The organism is Saccharothrix luteola, assembly GCF_020859565.1.
GTDB lineage: Bacteria > Actinomycetota > Actinomycetes > Mycobacteriales > Pseudonocardiaceae > Actinosynnema > Actinosynnema luteola.
In genome coordinates this window covers 89,208-106,816 of sequence record NZ_JAJHUO010000012.1, presented here as the reverse complement: position 1 = coordinate 106,816, position 17,609 = coordinate 89,208, and the positions used below count along the sequence as shown (strand labels likewise).

19 protein-coding genes are annotated in these 17,609 nt (G+C 74.3%); 12 read left to right on the top strand and 7 right to left on the bottom strand.

Translation table 11 applies throughout. From position 1 onward, the window contains the following. Positions 1 to 4 precede the first annotated feature (4 nt). From LNK82_RS18320 to LNK82_RS18305, 4 genes are all read left to right on the top strand, one after another. Entirely contained in the window at positions 5 to 1,348 is a 1,344-nt protein-coding gene (locus LNK82_RS18320; protein ID WP_230568214.1) for an MGH1-like glycoside hydrolase domain-containing protein, read from the top strand. Next, complete coding sequence (locus tag LNK82_RS18315) at positions 1,336 to 2,406, top strand: zinc-dependent alcohol dehydrogenase (protein WP_230568213.1); 1,071 nt, start codon at positions 1,336 to 1,338, stop codon at positions 2,404 to 2,406. Before LNK82_RS18320 ends, LNK82_RS18315 begins: the two co-directional genes overlap by 13 nt. 144 nt (positions 2,407 to 2,550) lie before the next feature. Continuing rightward, the gene (locus tag LNK82_RS18310; protein ID WP_230568212.1) at positions 2,551 to 3,375 is read left to right on the top strand and encodes a poly(ethylene terephthalate) hydrolase family protein; all 825 of its coding nucleotides are present in this window, start codon (positions 2,551 to 2,553) and stop codon (positions 3,373 to 3,375) included. Between the two features lie 134 nt (positions 3,376 to 3,509). Then, positions 3,510 to 4,154, top strand: coding sequence for a hypothetical protein (locus tag LNK82_RS18305; protein WP_230568211.1), 645 nt, complete (start codon positions 3,510 to 3,512; stop codon positions 4,152 to 4,154). Positions 4,155 to 4,217: 63 nt separating this feature from the next. On the opposite strand, the gene LNK82_RS18300 is transcribed toward LNK82_RS18305, so the two are convergent. The 5 genes from LNK82_RS18300 to LNK82_RS18280 all read right to left on the bottom strand — a co-directional run bounded on the left by LNK82_RS18300 (position 4,218) and on the right by LNK82_RS18280 (position 8,148). Continuing rightward, on the bottom strand, positions 4,218 to 5,405 hold the full coding sequence (locus LNK82_RS18300) for an NAD(P)/FAD-dependent oxidoreductase (RefSeq protein WP_230568210.1): 1,188 nt from the start codon (positions 5,403 to 5,405) through the stop codon (positions 4,218 to 4,220). After that, positions 5,402 to 5,602: a ferredoxin gene (locus LNK82_RS18295; protein ID WP_230568209.1), complete on the bottom strand. Its 201-nt coding sequence runs from the start codon at positions 5,600 to 5,602 to the stop codon at positions 5,402 to 5,404. The genes LNK82_RS18300 and LNK82_RS18295 overlap by 4 nt, the downstream gene beginning before the upstream one ends. Before the next feature lie 29 nt (positions 5,603 to 5,631). Next, complete coding sequence (locus LNK82_RS18290; RefSeq protein ID WP_230568208.1) at positions 5,632 to 6,846, bottom strand: cytochrome P450; 1,215 nt, start codon at positions 6,844 to 6,846, stop codon at positions 5,632 to 5,634. Positions 6,847 to 6,946: 100 nt separating this feature from the next. Beyond that, positions 6,947 to 7,621 carry a TetR/AcrR family transcriptional regulator gene (locus LNK82_RS18285; RefSeq protein ID WP_372470518.1) on the bottom strand — a complete coding sequence of 225 codons (675 nt, stop codon included), beginning with the start codon at positions 7,619 to 7,621 and terminating at the stop codon, positions 6,947 to 6,949. A gap of 113 nt (positions 7,622 to 7,734) precedes the next feature. Continuing rightward, positions 7,735 to 8,148: a VOC family protein gene (locus LNK82_RS18280; RefSeq protein WP_230568206.1), complete on the bottom strand. Its 414-nt coding sequence runs from the start codon at positions 8,146 to 8,148 to the stop codon at positions 7,735 to 7,737. A 128-nt stretch (positions 8,149 to 8,276) separates the two neighbouring features. Between LNK82_RS18280 and LNK82_RS18275 the strand changes: the two genes are divergently transcribed. The 4 genes from LNK82_RS18275 to LNK82_RS18260 are packed head-to-tail and all read left to right on the top strand — an operon-like array spanning position 8,277 to position 10,482. Then, complete coding sequence (locus LNK82_RS18275; RefSeq protein WP_230568205.1) at positions 8,277 to 9,140, top strand: sigma-70 family RNA polymerase sigma factor; 864 nt, start codon at positions 8,277 to 8,279, stop codon at positions 9,138 to 9,140. Next, the gene (locus LNK82_RS18270; protein WP_230568204.1) at positions 9,137 to 9,502 is read left to right on the top strand and encodes a VOC family protein; all 366 of its coding nucleotides are present in this window, start codon (positions 9,137 to 9,139) and stop codon (positions 9,500 to 9,502) included. The genes LNK82_RS18275 and LNK82_RS18270 overlap by 4 nt, the downstream gene beginning before the upstream one ends. 39 nt (positions 9,503 to 9,541) lie before the next feature. Further along, the gene (locus LNK82_RS18265) at positions 9,542 to 9,715 is read left to right on the top strand and encodes a hypothetical protein (RefSeq protein WP_230568203.1); all 174 of its coding nucleotides are present in this window, start codon (positions 9,542 to 9,544) and stop codon (positions 9,713 to 9,715) included. A 23-nt stretch (positions 9,716 to 9,738) separates the two neighbouring features. Then, positions 9,739 to 10,482: an SDR family oxidoreductase gene (locus tag LNK82_RS18260; RefSeq protein WP_230568202.1), complete on the top strand. Its 744-nt coding sequence runs from the start codon at positions 9,739 to 9,741 to the stop codon at positions 10,480 to 10,482. 9 nt (positions 10,483 to 10,491) lie between these two features. Here the strand turns inward: LNK82_RS18260 and mmuM are convergent, their stop codons facing one another. Next, a complete protein-coding gene (mmuM, locus tag LNK82_RS18255; RefSeq protein WP_230568201.1) occupies positions 10,492 to 11,391 on the bottom strand; it encodes a homocysteine S-methyltransferase in 900 nt (299 codons plus the stop codon). A gap of 59 nt (positions 11,392 to 11,450) precedes the next feature. Here mmuM and LNK82_RS18250 point away from each other — a divergent pair, with 59 nt between their 5' ends. Beyond that, positions 11,451 to 12,050: a TetR/AcrR family transcriptional regulator gene (locus tag LNK82_RS18250; protein ID WP_230568200.1), complete on the top strand. Its 600-nt coding sequence runs from the start codon at positions 11,451 to 11,453 to the stop codon at positions 12,048 to 12,050. Further along, positions 12,047 to 13,666: a CocE/NonD family hydrolase gene (locus LNK82_RS18245; RefSeq protein WP_230568199.1), complete on the top strand. Its 1,620-nt coding sequence runs from the start codon at positions 12,047 to 12,049 to the stop codon at positions 13,664 to 13,666. The genes LNK82_RS18250 and LNK82_RS18245 overlap by 4 nt, the downstream gene beginning before the upstream one ends. Before the next feature lie 16 nt (positions 13,667 to 13,682). On the opposite strand, the gene LNK82_RS18240 is transcribed toward LNK82_RS18245, so the two are convergent. Then, on the bottom strand, positions 13,683 to 14,282 hold the full coding sequence (locus tag LNK82_RS18240) for a phosphoribosylanthranilate isomerase (protein WP_230568198.1): 600 nt from the start codon (positions 14,280 to 14,282) through the stop codon (positions 13,683 to 13,685). Between the two features lie 92 nt (positions 14,283 to 14,374). Here LNK82_RS18240 and LNK82_RS18235 point away from each other — a divergent pair, with 92 nt between their 5' ends. Beyond that, on the top strand, positions 14,375 to 17,149 hold the full coding sequence (locus LNK82_RS18235) for a helix-turn-helix transcriptional regulator (RefSeq protein ID WP_230568197.1): 2,775 nt from the start codon (positions 14,375 to 14,377) through the stop codon (positions 17,147 to 17,149). A gap of 56 nt (positions 17,150 to 17,205) precedes the next feature. Next, positions 17,206 to 17,535 carry a hypothetical protein gene (locus LNK82_RS18230; protein ID WP_230568196.1) on the top strand — a complete coding sequence of 110 codons (330 nt, stop codon included), beginning with the start codon at positions 17,206 to 17,208 and terminating at the stop codon, positions 17,533 to 17,535. Positions 17,536 to 17,609: the final 74 nt, after the last annotated feature.

Sequence of the window (17,609 nt, the reverse complement as noted above, 5' to 3'; positions counted from 1 at the left end):
GGTGGTGACCATCGGGACGACACCGGAGCCGCGCGCGCCGGACATCGCCGACCTGCGGCGCAAGGCCGCCGCGACCCTGCTGCGGAACTGGCGCGGGTCGGCCACCGTGCCGACGAGCGCGCTCTACCCGCACCAGTGGAGCTGGGACTCGGCGTTCATCGCCATCGGCCAGGCGCACCTGAGCCCGCGGCGGGCGTTCGCCGAGCTGACCGCGTTGCACGGCGCGCAGTGGGCCGACGGGAGGGTGCCGCAGATCGTGTTCAACCCCGCCGTGCCCGAGGACGCCTACTTCCCCGGTCCGGCGTTCTGGCGGCCGCTGCCGCCGCACGGGCCACCGGCGGGGGTGTCGACCACGGGCCTGGTCCAGCCGCCGGTGCACGCCGCCGCCGTGCTCGCCATCGCCGAACGCCACCCCGGTCACGCCACCGACGCGGCCGTCCGGCGCCTGTACCCGCGGCTCGCGCGCCTGCACGACTACCTGTTCGAACGGCGACGCGTGGCGTCCGGGCTGGTCGGCATCGTGCACCCGTGGGAGTCGGGGCTGGACAACAGCCCGGCGTGGGACGAGCCGCTCGGCGCGGTCGACCCCGGCCTGGCCGACGACATCACGGTCCTGCGGCGCGACCTGCGCCACGCCGACGCCGGGCACCGTCCGACGGACGACGACTACGCGCGTTACATGGGCATCGTCGCCGCCTACCGCGACCGCGGTTACGCCGACGACGACCTGCTCAGCCTGCCGTTCTGCGCCGTGGACCCGTTGTTCTGCGCGGTGCTGGCCTGGTCGGAGCACGCGTTGGCGGCGCTCGCCCGGCGCGTCGGCGTCGACCCGGGCAGGCACACCGAGCGGGCGCGGGAGTTGGCGCACCAGGTCCACACGCGGCTGTTCGACCCGGCGCTGGGGTGCTACGTGGCGCTCGACGCGCGCACCGGACGTCGGCTCGCCAAGCGCACGGTCTCCGGCCTCGTGCCGCTGCTGCTGCCCGGGGGGCACCGGTCGGCGCTGCTGGCGACGCTCACCGGACCGGCGTTCGCGGCGCCGGGCGTGCGCGGCGTGCCCAGCTACGACCTCACCGCGCCCGACGCCGACCCGCGCCGGTACTGGCGCGGCCCCACGTGGCTGAACACCACGTGGTTGTTGTGGCGGGCGCTGCTCGCGCACGGCGAGACCCGCCACGCCGAACGGCTGGCGTCCGACATGGTCGGTCTGGTCTCCGGCGCCGGGTTCCGGGAGTACTTCCACCCGGTGACCGGCGAAGGTCTCGGCTCCGACCACTTCAGCTGGACGGCGGCGCTCCTGCTGGACGTCCTCGCGCGTGAACCGGAAGGGCGGCGATGGGAACGGTAGTGCGGCTGGACGCGCCCGGATGCGTCTCGATCACGGAGGAGCCAGACCCGCCGCTGCACGCGACCGGCGTCCGCCTGCGCACGCTGTACTCGGGGATCTCGGCGGGCACCGAGCTGACCCAGTACCGCGGCACCAACGCGCACGTGGTGAAGACGTGGGATCCCGGCGCGCGCCTGTTCGTGCCGGGTCGCCCGGCGGTCGCGTACCCGGCGGTGGTGGGGTACGAGGAGGTCGGCGAGGTGGTCGAGGTCGGCGGCGGGGTCACCGCGGTCCGGCCAGGCCAGGTCGTGTGGGGCGTGTGGGGGCACCGCTCGACCACCGTGGTGGAGGAGGGGTACGCGGCGGCACGGCTGCTCGACCCGGCGGCGGACCCGGTGCTGGGGATCTTCAGCCACATCGGCTCGGTCGCGCTCAACGTGGTGCTGGACGCCGACATCCACGTCGGCGAGACCGTCGTGGTGTTCGGCCTCGGCGTGGTGGGGCAGATCGTCGCCCAGCTCGCCCGGCGCAACGGCGCGCGGGTGATCGGTGTCGACCCGCTCCCGGACCGCCTGGAGCTCGCCCGGGCGCTGGGCGCGGACGTGGTGCTGGACGCCGTCGGGGGCGGCATCGCCGAGCAGGTCCGCGCGTTGACCGCGGGCCGGGGCGCGGACGTCGCCCTGGAGGTCAGCGGCAACCACGAGGCGCTGCACGAGGCCGTCCGCACGGTCGCGTACAACGCGCGCGTCGTCACGGGCGGCTTCTACCAGGGCGAGGCGCGCGGCCTGTTCCTCGGCGAGGAGTTCCACCACAACCGGGTCGATCTGGTCTGCTCGCAGATCTCCGGCGTCGCGCCCGGTCTCGCGCACCGGTGGGACAGGGCACGGCTCAACGCCACCGTCATCGACCTGGCGGTGGCGGGACACCTGCTGCTGCGGCCGTTGGTGTCGCACGTCGTGCCGTTCACGGACGCGGCGTGGGCCTACGACCTGCTCGACTCGCGACCGGACCAGGTGACGCAGGTCGTGCTGGAGTTCCCCGCGCCAAATGGGTACGACCACCCGCGCGGTGACGGCTAGCGCTCCCGCCTCCTCGGCGGTGGCGCCGGTGGGACATCGGTGGTTCCGCCGGTCCCCCGCGTCCTCGCTGGCCGCGGGTGGGTGCGGTGCGCCAGATTCCGATTGCGCCGCACCAATCCCACCCACGCCACCGATGGAGAAACCATGCGATTGCGCAGTGCGATTCTCACCGTCCTCGCCCTGGCCGGGGTGCTGACCGCGACGACCACCGGCCCGGTCGGCGCGGCGGCCGAAGCCGGGGCGCCGCCCTCCGTCATGGGCGGATCCGGGCCCTACTCCGCGGGCTACGAGACGACCCTCCGGTTGACCAACCACACGATCTACCGGCCCAACACCCTGCCCACGGGCGTCAAGCTGCCCATCGTGGCCTGGGGCAACGGCGCGTGCCGCGCGGACGGCACGTGGTTCGAGAACATCCTGACCGAGTGGGCCTCCCACGGCTTCCTGGTCATCGCGAACGGCCGGCCGGGCGGCACCGGCTCGACCGACTCGGACATGCTCGTCGACTCCATCGACTGGGCGATCGCCGAGAACTCCAGGCGCACCGGCAAGTACTACGGCCGGATCGACACCACCAAGATCGCCGTGATGGGCCAGTCGTGCGGCGGCATCGAGACCTACGAGGTGGCCGCCGACCCGCGGCTGACCACGACCGTGCTGTGGAACAGCGGAATGCTCAACGACTCGCAGAACTACCTGTTGCAGCGGCTGCGCGTGCCGATCGCCTACTTCATCGGCGGGCCGACCGACATCGCCTACGAGAACGCGATGGACGACTGGCGACGGCTGCCGGCCGGGCTGCCCGCGTTCATGGGCAACCTCGACGTCGGGCACTTCGGCACGTTCGACCAGCCCAACGGCGGTGAGTTCGGCCGGGTCGGCGGGCACTGGCTCAAGTGGCACCTCAAGGGCGACCAGGCGAGCAAGGCTCAGTTCGTCGGCCCGAACTGCGGTCTGTGCGCCACCTAGTGGGACGTTACGCATAACAACGGGACCGGACGCGGGCCCGGACGCCTGTGCCGCCCGCTGTGGCGGGCGGCACAGGCGCCTGTGGTGCGAACGGCCCACAGTGGGCCGGACCGATCGTGGCTACGGTGCGGCCCATGCAGTCGTTCAGGCACGTCAATCGCACGCTGGTCGCTTCCGTGGGCGCGCTCGCGCTCCTGCTCTCGGCCTGCGGCGACGCCACCACGGGCACCGCCGCGCCCGCCTTCACCACCGAGGCGACGGAGAAGACCACGTCGAGCGCCGCGCCGAAGAGCTCGGCCACCACCACCGCCGAAGACGCACCGGCCGGTGACGTCACCGCGCCCGGCACGAAGCTCAAGGTCGGCGAACGCGCGGTGATCCCGTTCAAGTACGGCTCCGACAAGAACGGCACGATCGCTATCACCGTAACGGCGATCGAGCAGGGCGCCAACGCCGACCTGACCGCCTTCGGCGAGAAGGCCAAGGGCATCACGCCGTTCTACATCAGGGTCACCGTGGAGAACGTCGGCGGCACCGACCTGTCCTACAGCTCGCTGAGCCTGCGGGCGCTCGGCGCGGACGGCAAGGGCACCGGCGTCATCATCAGCGGCGACACCAAGCAGTGCGAGTCGGAGACGGCGAAGAAGGACTTCACCACGGCGGGCGCGAAGTACGAGACGTGCGTGCTGCAGGGAGCCCGCGAGGGAGCCGCCGTCGCGGGCGCGAGCTACGCCAACGGCGACGGCTACGACAAGTCCCCCATCACCTGGTCGAAGTGACCTCCGGTCGCCGGCCCGCGGGCACGCGCGCGCACCCGTCGTGCTCGAAGTCGGGTTGCGCCGTCATGGTCGTGCTCCCGGGGTGAGGACCTGGCCCAGCAGGCTTTGCCGAAGTCGGCGCGCTTGCTTGGGCATGTTCCAGCCGAGGACGCCGACGGGCTCGCCCGCACGCTCGTAGAGCGCGACGAACCGGCGCTCGGTGACGTCACCGTCCACGACGGACACCTCGGCGTCGCCGGGCAGCAACCCGAAGACCTGGATCCTGGCGTCGAACTGGTCGGTCCAGAAGTACGGCACGGGCGTGTACGCGCGGTCCGCGCCCAGGATGTTGTCGGCCACGACGGCGGCCTGCTCGGCGGCGTTGGTCCGGTTCTCCAGGCGCAGCGAGGCGCCCAGGTGTTCGTGGTGCCACCGAGCCACGTCGCCGACCGCGTAGACGCCGTCCGCGGCACGGCACCCCGCGTCGCACACCACGCCGTTGTCGAGCCGCAGGCCGCTGTCGAGCAGCCAGTCGGTGTTGGGGACGGCGCCCAGCGCGACCACGACCACGTCGGCCGGCAGCACGTCGCCGGTATCCAGCCGCACGCCGGTGACGCGCCCGTCCCGCCCGGTCAGGCCGAGCACGGCGACCCCGAGCCGCAGCCGGACGCCGTGCCCGGCGTGCAGGTCGGCGAGCAGACCGGACGCGAGCGGTCCCAGCTGGGCGGCCAGGGGCGCGGTCTGCGGCCCCGCGAGGGTGACGTCGAGGCCCAGGCCGCGCGCCGTGGCGGCGACCTCCGCCCCGAGCACGCCGTCGCCCACCACCACGAGCCGTTCGGCGGCGAGCAGGTCGGCCCGCAGCGCCACCGCGTCGTCCAGGGTGCGCAGCACGTGCACACCGCCCAACCCGGCCTGGTCGGGCAGGGTCCTCGGCCGCACGCCGGTGGCGACGACCACGGCGTCGGCCCGCAGCACGGTCCCGGACGCGGTGCGCACGACGAGCGCGGGCAGGTCCAGGGCCACCGCCGGGTCGCCGGGCAGGTGCGTCGCGCCCAGCTCGTCGAACACGTCCGGGCCGCGCAGCCGGGCGCGGTCGGGCTCCCAGGCGCCGGAGAGGACCTGCTTGGACAGCGGCGGCCGGTCGTACGGCGGGTGCGCCTCGTCGCCGAGCAGGGTCAACCCGCCGGTGAAACCCTTGCGGCGCAACGCCTCGGCGGTGGCCAGCCCGGCGGCGGAGGCTCCGACGACGAGCACGTCGGACACCGCGGTCACGCCCGCTCCCCCAGCAGGATCGCCGCCGCCGGGCACACCTCGGCGGCCTCGCGGACCGCGGCGTGCAGGTGCTCGGCGGGTTCGGGGTCGAGCAGCACGACCACGCCGTCCTCGTCCCGCTGGTCGAACACCTCGGGCGCGGCCAGCACGCACGAGCCCGCCCCGCAGCACTTGTCCTCGTCCACGGACACCTTCATCTGTCGCACTCCTCCGGTTCCTCGGGCCGTCACCAGCGGACGGGCAGTTCCTGGAGCCCGCCGACGACCAGGCCGTCGACGCGCGCCAACTCGGCCGCGGGCACGGCCAGCTCCAGCGTCGGCAGGCGGCGCAGCAGCACGTCCAGCACGGCCTGGAGCTCGGTGCGGGCCAACGACTGCCCGAGGCACGAGTGCGCGCCCGCGCCGAACGCCAGGTGCGTGTTCGGGGTGCGGGCCAGGTCGAGCTCGGCGGCGTCGACGAAGGCGTTCTCGTCCCGGTTGGCCGCGGCCAGGTTGCACACCACCGTCGTGCCGCGCGGGATGACCGTGCCGCCGACCTCGGCGTCCTCGGTGATGTAGCGCGGGATGCCGAACCCGGGGTTGGCGTCGGCGCGCAACGCCTCCTCCACCGCCGTGCGGACCAGGGCGGGGTCGGCCACCAGCGCTTCCCACCGGGTCCGGTCGGCCAGCAGCATCCCGACCATCTTGCCGATCATGTTGGCCGTGGTCTCGTGCCCCGCCACCAGCAGGCCCTGCGAGGTGGCCAGCAGCGCCACGTCCGGCATGACGTGCCCGGCGTCGACCGCGGCGGCGATCAGTTCGCTGATCAGGTCGTCGCCAGGGTTCTCCCTGGTCGCGGCGATGTGGGCGCTCATGTAGGCGGCGAAGTCGGCCTGGGCGGCGTCGATCTCGGCCTGCGTGTAGCGGGTGAGGCTGAGCAGCGTGTTCGACCAGTAGGCGAACTTGTCCCGGTCGCTCTCCGGCACGCCGAGCATGTCGCAGATGACCCACACCGGCAGCGGGAACCCGAGTGCCGCCTTCAGGTCGGCGGGCGCGCCGTTCGCCACCATCTCGTCGATCAACCGCTCGGCCATCGCCTCGATGCCCGGCCGCAGCGCCGTCATGCGCTTGGCGGTGAACCACTTGCCGACCATGCGCCGCCACTGCTGGTGGTACTCCTCCGGCAGGGCGCTGCCCAGGCCGCTGTTGAACACGCCGCCGGACTCGTTAGCCGAGATCCGGGCCGCGTCCGGCGCGTCGAGGTTGCGGGTGAACCTCGGGTCGGACAGCACCTGCTTGACGTCGTCGTAGCGGGTCAGCAGCGACGCCCGGTCACCGCTGGGCAGCCGCACGTGGGCGACCGGACACCCCTGCCGCAGCTCGGCCCACGCCGCGGGCGGCTCCAGCGCGGCCGGACTCGGGATCGGGTAGTCCAGCACGTGGTCGGTGTCTCCGAGCGCCACGGCAACCGCCTCCTCAGGGCTTGAGTCAATCAACTGACTTAAGACTGCCGGCGATCGGGGTGCGACGCAACGTGATGGTTCGACTGCGCAGTGAGAAGGGCTACGACCCGGGTTCGGCGGTGTACGGGGCCGTCCACAGGCCGGTGATCGCGTCGATCAGGCCGGTCGCGGCCTCGTCCCAGGTGGACCTCGGCGTCCCGGTCCCCTCGGCGAGGGCGCGCTCGCGCTCGGCGCACACGTGCACGATCAGGTGCCGGACCATGTCCGCGCGGTCCTCGCGCACGTCGGCGGGCATGTCGGGCAGCAGCTCGATCAGGTTGTCGACCACGTGCCGCAACGAGTCCTCGGCCAGCGCCTCCTCCGCCAGGATCACCCGGAACACGGGGTCGGTCATGACCTGCGCGCTGAACCGGGCGAACCAGGTCGGGCCGCCCGACGACGCCAGGTAGGTGGTCACCGGGCGGACCAGGCACGCCACCCAGTCCCGCACCTCGCGCGACCCGGCGACGGCCGCCACCGCGTCGTGGCGCAACGACTCGATGCGGGACGTGTGCCGGAGCATGATCGCCCGGACGAGGTCGGACTTGGCGCCGAAGTGGTAGCCGACGGCGGTGTTGTTCCCCTGCCCGGCGGCGGCGCTGATCTGCCGGTTGGACACCGCGTACAGGCCCTGCTCGGCGAACAGCCGCTCCGCGGTGGTGAGGATCTGCTGCCGCGTAGCTCCGACCTGCTCCGCCCGAGGGGTCCTGCCGACGTCCGCCACCACGGTCGACACCGTACCGGGACGCGCGTCACCCGACCCGTCGCCGCCTCGGGGTTCGGCGCCGACGCGATCACGCGTCGACACTGACCCCGCTCGTCGGCGCCGGTCAGGGCCGCTCCCGTCGGCTACTCGGCGTAGTGCTGGTCCGCTCCCGTGGCGCTGTGGGCGACGCTCCAGACGTAGCCGTCCGGGTCCGCGAAGGTGCCGCCGTACCCACCCCACGGCAGGGCGCCGGCGGGCTTGAGGATCGTGGCGCCCGCCTGCTCGGCCTCCGCGATGACCTCGTCGACCCGCGACTGGGCGCGGACCACGTAGGTGAGGACGACCCCGCTGAAGCCGGTGCCCTCCGGACTCGTGCCGACCTGCTCGGCCAGGCCCTCTCGCCGGTAGAAGCCGACGAGCGAGCTGCCGTCCGACTCGTAGAACACCGAGACGCCGTAGTCGTCCTTGACCTCCCAGCCGAGCCCTTCCCCGTAGAACCGCTTGGACCGGTCCATGTCCCCGACGCCGAGGAGGATCGCGGTGGCGTGCGCTTTCATGCTTGTCTCCAGGTGTTCCGCTGTGTCCGCTGCCTGATCCGACGGGCCGGGCACCCTGGCCGGGCGTCACATCGACGCCGCTCCGCCGGTCAACCGGTATGACAGGTCCAGAGCGGGGAGTGTGACGAATGGTCGAGCGGGACTGGCTGAGCGAGCGGTTCGCCGAGCACCAGGGCCGCCTGCGGGCGATCGCCAACCGGATGCTCGGCTCACCGGGCGAGGCCGAGGACGCGGTGCAGGAGGCGTGGCTGCGGGTCAGCCGCGCCGACACCGGCCGGGTGGAGAACCCCGGCGGGTGGCTGACCACGGTCGTCGCCCGGGTCTGCCTGAACGTGCTCGAAGCACGCCGGTCCCGGCGCGAGGACTCGGCCGGCGCGCTGCCGCCGGAGCCCGAGACGCCGCACGCGACCGACCGGGCCGGCCCCGAAGAGGAAGCGTTGCTCGCCGATTCGGTCGGTGTCGCGCTGACGGTCGTGCTGGACACCCTGACGCCCGTCGAGCGGCTCGCGTTCGTCCTGCACGACGTCTTCGCCGTGCCGTTCGGCGAGATCGGCCCGATCATCGACCGCTCGCCGGCCGCCGCCCGGCAGCTCGCCAGCCGGGCCCGCCGCCGGGTCCAGGGCACGGCCGAGACCTCTGCCGCCGCCCGATCGGGGAAGCGGGAGATCGTCGCCGCCTTCCTCGCCGCCTCCCGGAACGGCGACTTCGCCGCCCTGCTCGACCTGCTCGACCCCGACGCCGTCGCGGTCGACGACCTGCGCGGGGCCGAGGCGGTGGCGGCGTTCTTCTCCGGCCGGGCCCAGGCCGCCCGCCTCGCGCTGGTCGAGGGCGAGCCGGGGGCCGTCTGGTCGCACCAGGGCAGTCCGCGGGCCGTCTTCGCCTTCACCGTCGACAACGGGAAGATCACCCGGATCGCCGTCGACACCGACCCGGACCGACTGCGCGACCTGGACGTCGTCTACCTCGCCACCGGCCGCGAGACGCAGCCGTGACCGGCGTCGACCTCAGGCTCGCGTCCTTCGCCCTCGCCGTTCGCGACCTCGACGAGGCGCTCGGCTTCTACCGCGACGTGCTCGGCTTCGAGGTGTGCGACGGCGCCGGAGGGGTGCGCCGGGTCGCCGTCGGCCCGCCGTCGCAGCCGGACGTGCGGATCGTCCTGCTCGAGTCGCCGGGCGACGAGCGGACCGCCGAGGGCTGCCTGGTCTTCGCGACCGACGACTGCGACGCCACCTTCGAGCACGTCGAGGCGGCGGACGCGGAGGTGTTGCAGGAACCGATCAGCAGGCCCGGCGGCGTCCGCGACTGCGCCTTCCTCGATCCGTCCGGCAACCTGCTGCGCTTCACCCAGTCGTGACGGCACATCCCGTGGCACGAGCCCGGCTACGCTGCCGAGGTGCAGCCGGATCACCCCCTCGTGCGCGACGTCCACCCCGAAGGGCGGCCGTACGGCGAGGGGCACCGGTGCGTGCCGCTGCTGTCCGCGACCGGCATGCTGAACCTCGACGTCGTGGCGGACCGGATCATGTGCATCGAGGTGCTCAGCCGCCCGCCCCTGCGGGTGCGGTGACGTCCCGCTCGGGAGGAGGACGCATGGCCCCGGTCTCGGTGGTGACGGGCGCCGGTTCGGGTGTGGGGCGCGTGGTGGCCCGCGCGCTGCTCGACGCCGGTCACCGGGTCGCGCTCGCCGGACGACGTGCCGACCGGCTGGCCGAGACCGCCGACCGGTCGCCGGCGGGGCACGTCCTGGTCGTGCCGACCGACGTCACGGTGGAGGCGTCCGTGGACGCGCTCTTCACCACCGTGCGCGACCGGTGGGGGCGGGTCGACGTGCTGTTCAACAACGCCGGGACGAACGTGCCCCCGACGCCGCTGGAGGACTTCACCGCCGAGCAGTGGTCCACGGTGGTCGGCACGAACCTGACCGGCGCGTTCCTGTGCGCCCGCGCCGCGTTCCGGGTGATGCGCGAGCAGGACCCGAAGGGCGGCCGGATCATCAACAACGGCTCGGTCTCCGCCCACGCCCCACGCCCCGACGCCGTGGCCTACAACGCGAGCAAGCACGCCATCACCGGGCTGACCAAGTCGATCTCGTTGGAGGGCCGCCGCCACCGCATCGCCTGCGGCCAGATCGACATCGGCAACGCCGCGACGCCGTTGACCGAGCGGATGACCGACGGCGTCCGGCAAGCCGACGACTCGATCGCGGCCGAGCCGACCATGGACGTCGGGCACGTCGCCGACGCGGTCCGCTACATGGTCGGGCTGCCGCTGGACGCCAACGTGCAGTTCATGACGGTCATGGCGACCACGATGCCGTTCATCGGACGCGGCTGACCCGCCCGGTCAGCCCGTCACCGCGGCGGCCAGGTCCCGGATCGCGTCCGGGCCGACCTGGCAGCACCCGCCGACCAGCCGCGCGCCGCCCGCCACCCAGCCGGCCACGCGCTCGGGCCGGAAGGCCGGTTCGCCGGTCCAGCTCCGGGTGGTGGCGTCCCAGCCCTGGCCGCTGTTCGGGTACACCACGACGGGCTTGCCGGTGACCCGCCGCGCGATGGCCACGGCCTCGTCGACGTCGGCCGGGTCGCAGCAGTTGACGCCGACGGCGACCACCTCGGCCACGCCACGCACGACCTCGAACGCCTCCGCCAGCGGCTGACCGGCGCACGTCCTCGTGCCCCGCGCGCTGTAGGACAGCCACAGCGGGACGCCCGACCCGGCGACCACCCGGAGCACCGCCTCGGCCTCCTCGACGTCGGGGATCGTCTCGACCGCGAGCACGTCCGCCCCGGCCTCGGCCAGCACCTCCACCCGGGGCCGGTGGAACGACTCCAGCGCGCCCGGCGCGAGGCCGTACCGGCCCCGGTACTCCGAGCCGTCGGCGAGCATCGCGCCGTACGGGCCGACCGACGCCGCCACCCACCGCGGTCCGTCCACTTCGGACGCGGCACGGCGGGCGAGCGCCACGCTGTCGCGCAGCAGGCCTGCCGTGTCCGCGGCGGTGAGCCCGCGCCGGGCGAAGCCCTCGAACGTGGCCTGGTAGCTGGACGTGATCGCGACCTCGGCGCCGGCCCGGTAGTAGGCGAGGTGCGCGGCCGTGATCGCGTCCGGGTCGGTGAGCAGCAGGCGGGCCGACCAGAGCGAGTCGGACAGGTCGTGCCCGGCGGCCGTGAGCGCGGTCGACAGGCCACCGTCCACCACCACGACCCGGCGGGCCAGCACGTCGGACAACCGTTCCTCGGGCACGACCACGACCCTACAGACTTGACACTTGTCAATTTCCTGACAGGCGTCATACTCGGTGCGTGGACCAGACGGCACACCGCCCGGACCGGAGGGTCCGCCGCTCGCGGTCCGCCCTCCTGGGGGCGGCCGTGGCGCTGGTCGCCGAACGGGGCACGACGAACATCCCGATCTCCGACCTCGCCGAGGCGGCGGACGTGAGCAGGCAGCTCGTCTACCAGCAGTTCGGCGACCGCGACGCGCTGCTGACCGCCGCCGCGCTCGACCTCGTGGAGACCGGGCTGCTGCCGGAGGTCACGCGCGGCGCGGACCCGTCCGACGAGCACGCGCGGGCGTTGACCGCGGCACGGCACTTCGCCCGGCACCGGCCGTTCTACCGGGCGATGCTGACCGGACCGTGCGCCTACCGGCTGAACGTGGCGTTGAGCGGCCTGCTCAGCCCGTTCAACCGGGAGCTCGTGCGGCGGCTGCCCGGCGCGCCGCAGGCGCCGGACGTGTTGGACGACCTCACCGCGTTCGTGACCGGGGGGTGGGCGGCGGTGGTCAACACGTGGGTGGTCGAAGGGCCGGAGCCGCTCGACCCGGCGGCGTTCGCCGACCGCCTGATGGAGGTGTTCTCGGTGATCACCGGGGGCGCCCTGACCGAGGAGCGCGACCGGTGAACCTGAGCAGCCACCTCGTCCAGCGCCTCCTGCGCCTGGACCCGCCGATCACCCGGGACCTCGTCGTCCGGCACGACCTGCGCACGCCCATGCCCGACGGCGTCGAGCTGCTGGCGGACCGCTGGGCGCCGCGGGTCGGCGGCGAGTCGTTGCCGACCGCGCTGATCCGCGGCCCGTACGGGCGGCGTGGCGTGATCGGGACGGCCCTGGCGCGGCCGTTGGCCGAACGCGGGTTCCAGGTGCTGGTGCAGAGCACGCGCGGCACGTTCGGCTCGGGCGGCACGTTCGACCCGATGCGGCGCGAGCGCGAGGACGGCCTGGCCACGCTGGCGTGGCTGGTGGAGCAGCCGTGGTTCGGCGGCTCGATCGTGCTGGTGGGCGCGAGCTACCTCGGGCACGTGCAGTGGGCCGTGGCCGACCGCCTGCCGCCGCAGGTCAAGGCGATGATCCCCCAGGTGGCCGAGTCGGCGTCGACGCTGGAGTTCCTGCGCGCGGACGGGTTCTCGCTGGAGGCGCCGTTCGCGTGGGCGGTCATGGTCGCGGGCCAGGAGCGCCGCTTCGCCCGGCTGCGCAACGTGCTCCAGGGCCGCAGGACCCGCCGCGCGCTGACCACGCTCCCGCTCGGTCGCGCCGACGTGGCCGCCACCGGGCGCCGCTCGGACTACTTCCAGGACGTCCTGGCCCGCGACGCGGACGACGAGCGGTGGGCCGCGATGGACCACCGGCGCCGGGTGGCGCGGACGACGGTGCCGGTCAGCTCGATCGCCGGCTGGTACGACATCTTCCTGCCCGGCCAGCTGCGCGACTTCCGGGCCTTGCGGGAAGCCGGACGTCCGGCGCGGCTCACCGTCGGGCCGTGGACGCACGTGTCCCCCACCGACACCCCGATCCGGGAAGCCCTGGGGTTCGGTCTCGCCCTGGCACGCGGTGAGGAGCCGCCCGAGCGCGCTCCGGTGCGGCTGTACGTGACGGGCGAGGAAGCCTGGCGCGACTTCGACTCCTGGCCGCCACACGGCTACGAGCCCCGGCACTTCCACCTGCGGCCCGGCGGCGAGCTGGGCGAGCGGCCTCCCGCCGGGTCGACGCCCGACCGGTACCGGTACGACCCGGCCGACCCGACGCCCGCCGTCGGCGGTGTGCGGCTGGGGTCCGGCGGCGGCCGGGTCGACAACACCGCGCTGGAGGCCCGGCCGGACGTGCTCACCTACACCACCGCGCCGCTGGCCGACGACGTGGAGGTGATCGGCGACGTGACGGCCGAGGTGTGGTTCCGCTCCAGCCTGCCGCACGCCGACGTGTTCGTCCGGCTGTGCGACGTCGACCCGCGCGGCCGTTCGGTGAACGTCTGCGACGGCCTGGTGAGCCTGTCCGGCGCGGACGAGACGACCCGTGCGGAGGTCGCGCTGTGGCCGACCGCGCACCGCTTCCGGCGGGGCCACCGCGTGCGGGTGCAGGTGTCCAGCGGCGCGTTCCCCCGGTACGCCCGGAACACCGGCACCGGCGAGCCGCACGCCACCGCGACCCGGCTCCTGGCCGCCGAGCAGTCCGTCCACCACGACCCGGACCACCCGTCGGCGATCGTCCTGCCCGTTCGGCGGCAGCCGTCAGGCGGCTGACGGCGAGAGGGCGCGGTCAGGCGGTACGCGCGGCGGCGACGAACTCCCGCATCAGGCCGTGGTCCTTGACCCCGCGGCTCGCCTCGATACCGCTCGACACGTCCACACCCCACGGCCGGGCGCGGGCGACGGCCTCGGCGACGTTGTCCACACCCAGGCCGCCCGCCAGCAGCCAGTCGCCTTCCGGTCGGGCGCCGTCGAGCGCGGCGAGGTCCCACCGGTGGCCGGAGCCCGCCCGGGGCGAGTCCAGCAGGAGCATCCGCTCGCCGTACGCGCCGACCCGCACGTCGGTGTCCGCCGTCAGCGCGACCGCCCGGACCAGCGGCACACCGACGACCGCCACCTCGTCGAACGCCGCACGCGGGTAGTCGCCGTGCAGCTGCACCGCGCCGACGCCGGACTCCTCGGCCAGCCGGCGCACGTCCGCCGCCGCCACCCCGCTGAACACACCGATGGACAGCACGTGCGGCGGCACCTCGCGCACCAGCCGCCGCGCGGTCTCCGGGTCGACCTGCCGGACGCTCGCGCTGAGCACGAAACCGACCGCGTCGGCACCCGCGTCCACGGCGGCGGCGACGTCGGCCGCCGTGCGCAGCCCGCACAACTTCACGTACATGCCGCAGACATTAGCGATGAGCTTCCCGTGACCCCAGCGCGTGGTGATAGTGGTTGTGGCGCTGCGCCCACCGCGGCGGGGAGGTGGCACGCGTGCGGCACGCCGGGCGGGACCTGGTCGGGCGGGAGCCCGAGGTGGCGGTGGCGGCCGGCGTGCTCGACCGCGCCCGGACGGGCGCCGCGTGCCTGGTCGTGTCCGGCGAGGCGGGCATCGGCAAGACCGCGTTGTGGGAGCACGTGCTGCGGGACGCGGAACGGCGCGGGTACGCCGTGCTGTCCTGCCGGCCCGCGCAACCGGAGGCGCGGCTGTCCTACGGCGCCCTGATCGACCTGGTCGAGCGCGTGGACGACGAGCTGATCGCCCGGCTGCCCGGCCCGCGGCGCTCGGCGCTGGACGTCGCGCTGCTGCGCCGTGACGCGGAGGACGGGCCCGGTGATCCGCGCGCGGTGCACGTGGCCGTACTCGACATCGTGCGGGCGATGGCCGCGACCGCGCCCGTGGTGCTGGCGGTGGACGACGCGCAGTGGCTGGACGAGCCCACCGCGGCCGTCCTGGAGTACGTGGTGCGCCGACTGGCCGACGAGCACGTGGCCGTCGTGGTGTCGGTCCGCGCGGACGACGTCCCGCTGGGGCTGGCCGGACGTGCGGACCTCGCGCACCTGCGGCTGTCCGGGCTGAGCGTCGGCGCCCTGCACCGGCTGCTGCGCTCGCACCTCGGCACGCCGCTGCCCCGGCCGACGCTGGTCCGCCTCCGGCAGGCCAGCGGCGGCAACCCGTTCTACGCCTTGGAGATCGCCCGCGCCCTGCCCGATCCCGGCGGGGTCGGCGCGTTCGGCCTCCCGTTGCCCACCACGCGGGCCGTCGAGGACCTGCTCGCCGACCGGCTCGCCGTGCTGCCCGACCACAGCCGGGACGCGTTGCTGTGCGCGGCGGCGCTGTCGCACCCGACCGTGGACCTGGTGCGCCGGGCCTCGGACGACCCGGGCCGGGCCGAGGACGCGCTGGTCGACGCCGAGGACCGCGGCGTGATCGAGATCGTGTCGGGCGCGATCCGGTTCACCCACCCGTTGCTGAGCTCCACGTTGTTCTCCGCCGTGTCGGGCACCAGGCGCAGAAGGGTCCACCGCAGGCTGGCCCAGGTCGTGGACGACCCGGAGACCCGCGCGCTGCACCTGGCGTTGAGCACCGACGGTCCGGACCCCGAGGTGGCGCGGGCGCTGAGCGAGGCCGCTCGCGGCGCGTCGGCCCGCAACGCCCCCACCGCCGCCGCCCGGTTGTGGGAGCTGGCCGGTGCGCACGCGACGGACCCCCACCACCGGGCGGTGTCGTTGACCTCGGCGGTGGTGTGCCGGTACCGCTCCGGTGACGCGTCGGGCGCGCGGAGGCTGTTGGAGGCGTTCGACGTCGAGGACGTGCCGCCGGGGCCGGAGCGGGCGGCGCTGCTGGTCGACCTGGCGTACGTGGTGTTCTTCGAGGAGGGCCCGGTCCGCGCGACGGCGATGACCGACGAGGCGTTGGCGCAGATCGGCGACGACCCGGTGCTGCGGGCGCGGGCGTACCTGCGCCGGTCGCTGTTCTGCCAGGACGACACCCGGCTGCGCTGGCGCAACACCGAGCAGGCGCGGGAGGCGATCGCGGGGCACGAGGACGGTGTGCCGGCCGACCTGGTGGCGTGCATCCTCGTCTCCAGCGCGTACTACCGGCTGCTGGCCGGGGGCGGCCTGGTCACCGACGACATCGCGCGGGCCGCGGCACTCGTGCCGCCGACCGACCAGACGCGCGAAGCGCGCACGGCCCGCAGCACCCTGCGCGTGCTGGCGAAGTACCTCGACCCGGTGCAGGGACGGGCGCTGATCGAGGCGGCGCACCGGGACGAGGTCGCGCGCGAGGACGAGGCGGTGGCCGTGCACGAGCTGGTCCACCTGGCCGAGTTGGACGTGTGGCTCGGCGACTGGGCGCGGGCCGGGCAGCGGGCGGCGGAGGCCGTGGAGGCGGCGGAGCAGTCCGGGCAGCGGCCGTGGTTCGCCTACGCGCTCTACACCCGGGCGCTGGTGGACGCGCATCGTGGCCGGTGGGAGCAGGCGCACGAGGCGGCGACGCGCGGGCTGGAAGTGGCCGCGGAACTGGGCGACCCGTGGGTCTCGGTGCACCAGCGGGCCGTGTTGGGGTTCGTCGAGCTGTCCCGGCACGAGCCGGGCGCGGCGCGCGGGCACCTGACGGCGGCGGTGGCGTTGTGCGCGGAGGTGGGCATGGCCGACTTCCCGATCAGCACGCTGTACGGCGACCTGGTCGAGGCGGTGGTCGAGCTGGGTGAGCCCGTCGAGGCGACCCGGCTGCTCGCCGAGTTGGAGGAGCGGCGCGAACGCGCGCCCCGGCCGTGGATCACCGTGGTCACGGCCAGGTCCCGTGCGCTCGTGCGGATGGCGTGGGGCGATCCGGAGGGCGCGGAGGAGGCGTTGGCGACGGCGGCCGAGGCGTTGGACCGGCTGCCGATGCCGTTCGAGCGGGCCCGCACGGACCTGGTGCGCGGCCGGGTGCTGCGGCGGCGTCGGCTGAAGCTCGCGGCGCGGGAGGCGTTCCTTGCGGCACGGCGGGCGTTCGACGGGTTGGGCGCGCCGTCGTGGGTCGAGGAGGTCGACGCCGAGCTGGCCCGGCTCGGGTTGCGGCGCGGTGACGAGCACGAGCTGACGGCCACCGAGCTGCGGATCGCGCGGTTGGTGGCGGCCGGGATGAGCAACCGGGAGGTCGCGGGCGCGGCGTACGTGACCGAGAAGACGGTCGAGGCGCACCTGACCCGCATCTACCGCAAGACCGGCGTGCGCACCCGCCGTGAGCTGGCCCGCCTGGACTTCCTCCGCGCGCGGTAGCAACTGTGGGGTCGCTCCCCGATTCGCCGGCGCGCCGTGGGGCCGAGAGTGACCGCATGACCGTTATCGGAGTGGAGCGGCAGCCGACCAGGCTCTTCCTGGCCGAGTGCTACCTGCACGCGGCGAACCCGCGCGAGGTCGCCGCCGCGATGGCCGCGGTGCGTGCCGCGGCCGACCTGTGCGCACCGCCCGTCACCATGCGGTGCTGTCTCGCCGTTCCGGGTGACGACAGCTACTTCGGCCTCTTCGCCGCCGACGACGCCGAAGCGCTGGAGCGGGTCTTCGACCGGGCCGGGGTGTCCTTCGAGCGGATCGTCGAAGCCTCCGCCGTGCCGCTCGACCGGGTCTCCGGGGCGACCGGTTTCGAGTCCGCGCCACTCGGGTGACGCTGTACCCGGCGGTGGGCGCGGCGCTCAGGGGGAGCCCCCGCACCCACCGCCGGACCATGACCGGCGAGACC